Here is a 3,132-nt window from a genome sequence, read left to right on the forward strand (position 1 = left end):
TGGTTTGGCCTTAGTTCTTATGTACTATTGAATTGGCTTTTTGTTGATGTGTGACAGTTGAGGGTGCGGAATGTGGGTTAAACGGTAAGTACCTGCCTCTTGCAGGGTGTGCAAACCTGCGTTGGAGTTGGCAGAAGTAGAAAAGATTGTTCGACCGGACGGACTGACCAAATTGGCATAAATGTAACTGCTGTCGGCTGCCAAACCATCGTAGTAAATCTGCTGTCCAATAGTGCCGCTGAAGGTGAAAACATCTTGCTCGTTGGCGAGAGCAAGAGAGCCAGTTACAGGCTCATTTAAGGTGAGGGCGATTCCAGGCGGTGAGTCAGAGCTTGGCGCTGTCGGTAAAGAAAGGACTTGGAAGCTGTAGGGAACTGGATTGCTGCTGGTATTATCGCCATTCACCAGCAAAGTGTAAGGCCCTTCAAAGGGCAGCGTTACCTCGAAGTCGCCGGAAAGGGAGTTGCTGGAAAGGTATTGGTTGTCGGGTTTGTAAAGATACCAGGAACCATTGGCATTAGTTAAGCTATCAAAATATAAACGCTGACCGGGCGTGCCGTCTAAGTGGTAAAATGCCGTCTCAAAACCGGAGTTAAGAGTGTTGGTAATAGGGGTAGAAAAGGAAAGAGGCTGTTGTTCTCCCGCTTCTTTCAACTGGAATTTATAATCTCCAGTCTGACTGTAACTGCGTCCAATTAAACTGTAAGTGCCCGTTTCTTGAAGAGTGATAGGACCGATATCGTAGTCGGAACTAGAATTGTTGATAATTAAGTTGCCGTTGGGACTCAGCAAGCTGACGTTAATGCCATCGTAGTCAACTTCTAAACTATCGTAGTAAAGCGTTGTTCCAGCAGTAGCATTGAAGGTAAAAATATCTTTTTCATTGCTTGCCCCAATTAACCCGGTGATGGCAGTATTCAGTTGGAGGGGTTGAATTGTGGTTTCTGAAGAAATTGATGGAATGCTGATATCGGAGACAGCGGGATTGGCAGTGAATTGAAAACCGTATTGGAAGGGCGCAGTAGCATAAGGAGAAGTTACAAGTAAAGTGTAATTTCCATCCGTTGGTAGGGTCATAGACGGTACGCTATCCGGCCACTCTCCACCGTAGATGGTGCGGCTGTCGATATACTGGTTATCTGGCCCGAAAAGATTGATTGTTAAGTAGTTTCCGGCACTAGGAACGTTTAAAAATTGCCCAGTCGTGTCGTAAGTAATAATTCCATAACGGTTGGGGCTTATACCTTTAAGTTGAAGGTTTTGGTCTAAATCTTGTAAGATATTGCCAAGCCATCTGAATTCGCCTCCCATCGAGCCGGAGCGGTCTACCACAAACACCATATCGGTTGCATTTGCGGTATCGTTTGATGGTAGGGTAAGCGAAATTGGCTTGGTGGCAACTGCCCCTGGAGTCAGGTTTAAGTCAATGCTGAAGGGACTGACATTGCCGCTTTTTGAATTTCCTCCGTTCTGAATATTAAATTGGGTTACAGGCTCACTCAGAATGAAGGGTGCGCGATTCCCCGGTTCGATTTGTGTTAAAATCTGATAAGCTTGTTCTGCCGTAGCGCCTACACCATCTTCTACTTTTAATTTAATATTTACTTTACCCAGTTGATTGCCATCTGGCATCCAAGTTACTACCCCGGTATTTGCGTTAACAGTCATGCCAACTGGTGCTTCTACTAAAGAAAATGTCAGTTGATTTCCATCATCATCTTTAGCTAGTGCTTCATATTTATAAGCTGTATTTACTTTGGCATCGACAATTGGAATTGAAGTAAATAGTGGCGGTCGATTTGGTGGGGGATTGATGGTGGATAAATTATATTGCTGTGTCGCTTCTCCACCAAAGTTATCTTTAACTTTAATAATTATATTGTGATTGCCGATATCTGCTGCGGTGGGATTCCAGGTTATCTTTCCAGTCGCGCTATCCACAACTAATCCATCTGGCCCAGATAATACTGAATAGGTTAAACTATCTTTATCGGCATCGGTAGCATCGGCATCGTAAATATAAGGTTTGCCGACGATTGCTTCGATATCGGGATTTGTGGTAAACTCAGGGTCTGAGTTTACTTGGCTTAAGAATACTAAGTCGTAAGTGAATTGAACGCCACTGGGATTGTCAAATAAAAGAGTTTTTCTGGCCGTCGATAAAGTTGGCGCTAGCGTTCCAGATGCCAGTAATTTGCTATAATCTACATAATAAATTCCGGCTGGCGTAGTACCGTCAGCATTCAAAAGTCGCACCGACGGGTCGCTGATATTGGTAACTCCCACTAGCAGCGTTCCTTTTATCGGGTACTGTCCGGCATTTTTTACCGCTAAGTCAGTGTAAAGAATATCAGTATCTTCGTTAAACGAAGTTTGTCCGTAAGTAGCGGCGATGGAATTAGATACGTCGGACAGTTTGCTAAAATCAACTTTAGATGTAGCGGTACTATCTGAGGTAAAAGGAACGGAAACAGGCGGGGAAAACGTAGAATTTGGTTTGATTTCTAGATTAGAAATTCGCGCTATTGTATTAATGTCTCGGTCGTTATTTACCAATTTCAGTTTTAGCGTTGCCTGAGTTTTTTTCGGCAGTGCAGATAAATTCAAACTGACAATTTTATTACTAAAGGTAACCCCAGTCGCCAGTGCAGGCGATTGACCTTCGCTATAATTGAAAAAGGCATTTTTTCCTATCCCAACTGTGTGGACTAACGAATTTCCATTCTCGTCTACCAAAGCAGCTTCAAAAGCATCTTTGATAGATTTGGTGTCGGTGGTATCGAAGGAAAGGTTATCGATGGTAAAGGAAAGTTGGGATGTACCGGGGGCAATTTCAAAAGTCTTTGACCAACTGGTAGTAAAGTTATTTTGTTCTCGCAGTTCTATCGATGGGGGAAAGTACAGGGAAGTTAGTATTTTTTGTCCCACCGGAATGGTGCGCCAATCCCGCTGTGGGTTAATTTTATCATCGAGGAGCGGCGTATTATTACTAGCAGCACCCGTCATCTGAAAAATTACGTCGTTGTAGTCGCTGTCTGAGAAGCTGCTATCAAGACGGGTCTTGCGGCATAATGGGGTATAATGTAGCGATCGCTACATTATACCGGTAAAGAACAATGGACTTTCATCTAG

General features: G+C 43.7%; 1 protein-coding gene. It reads right to left on the reverse strand.

From position 1 onward, the window contains the following. Window positions 1-24: 24 nt before the first annotated feature. Entirely contained in the window at window positions 25-3,006 is a 2,982-nt protein-coding gene (locus tag LAY57_RS35210) for an Ig domain-containing protein (protein ID WP_249072082.1), read from the reverse strand. Between the last annotated feature and the right edge of the window lie 126 nt (window positions 3,007-3,132).

The organism is Argonema antarcticum A004/B2, from assembly GCF_023333585.1.
Taxonomy (GTDB): domain Bacteria; phylum Cyanobacteriota; class Cyanobacteriia; order Cyanobacteriales; family Aerosakkonemataceae; genus Argonema; species Argonema antarcticum.

Bases quoted from the DNA above. Each gene is read 5' to 3' on its own strand.
- LAY57_RS35210 (WP_249072082.1), bottom strand. From the start codon at position 3,006: ATGACGGGTGCTGCTAGTAATAATACGCCGCTCCTCGATGATAAAATT.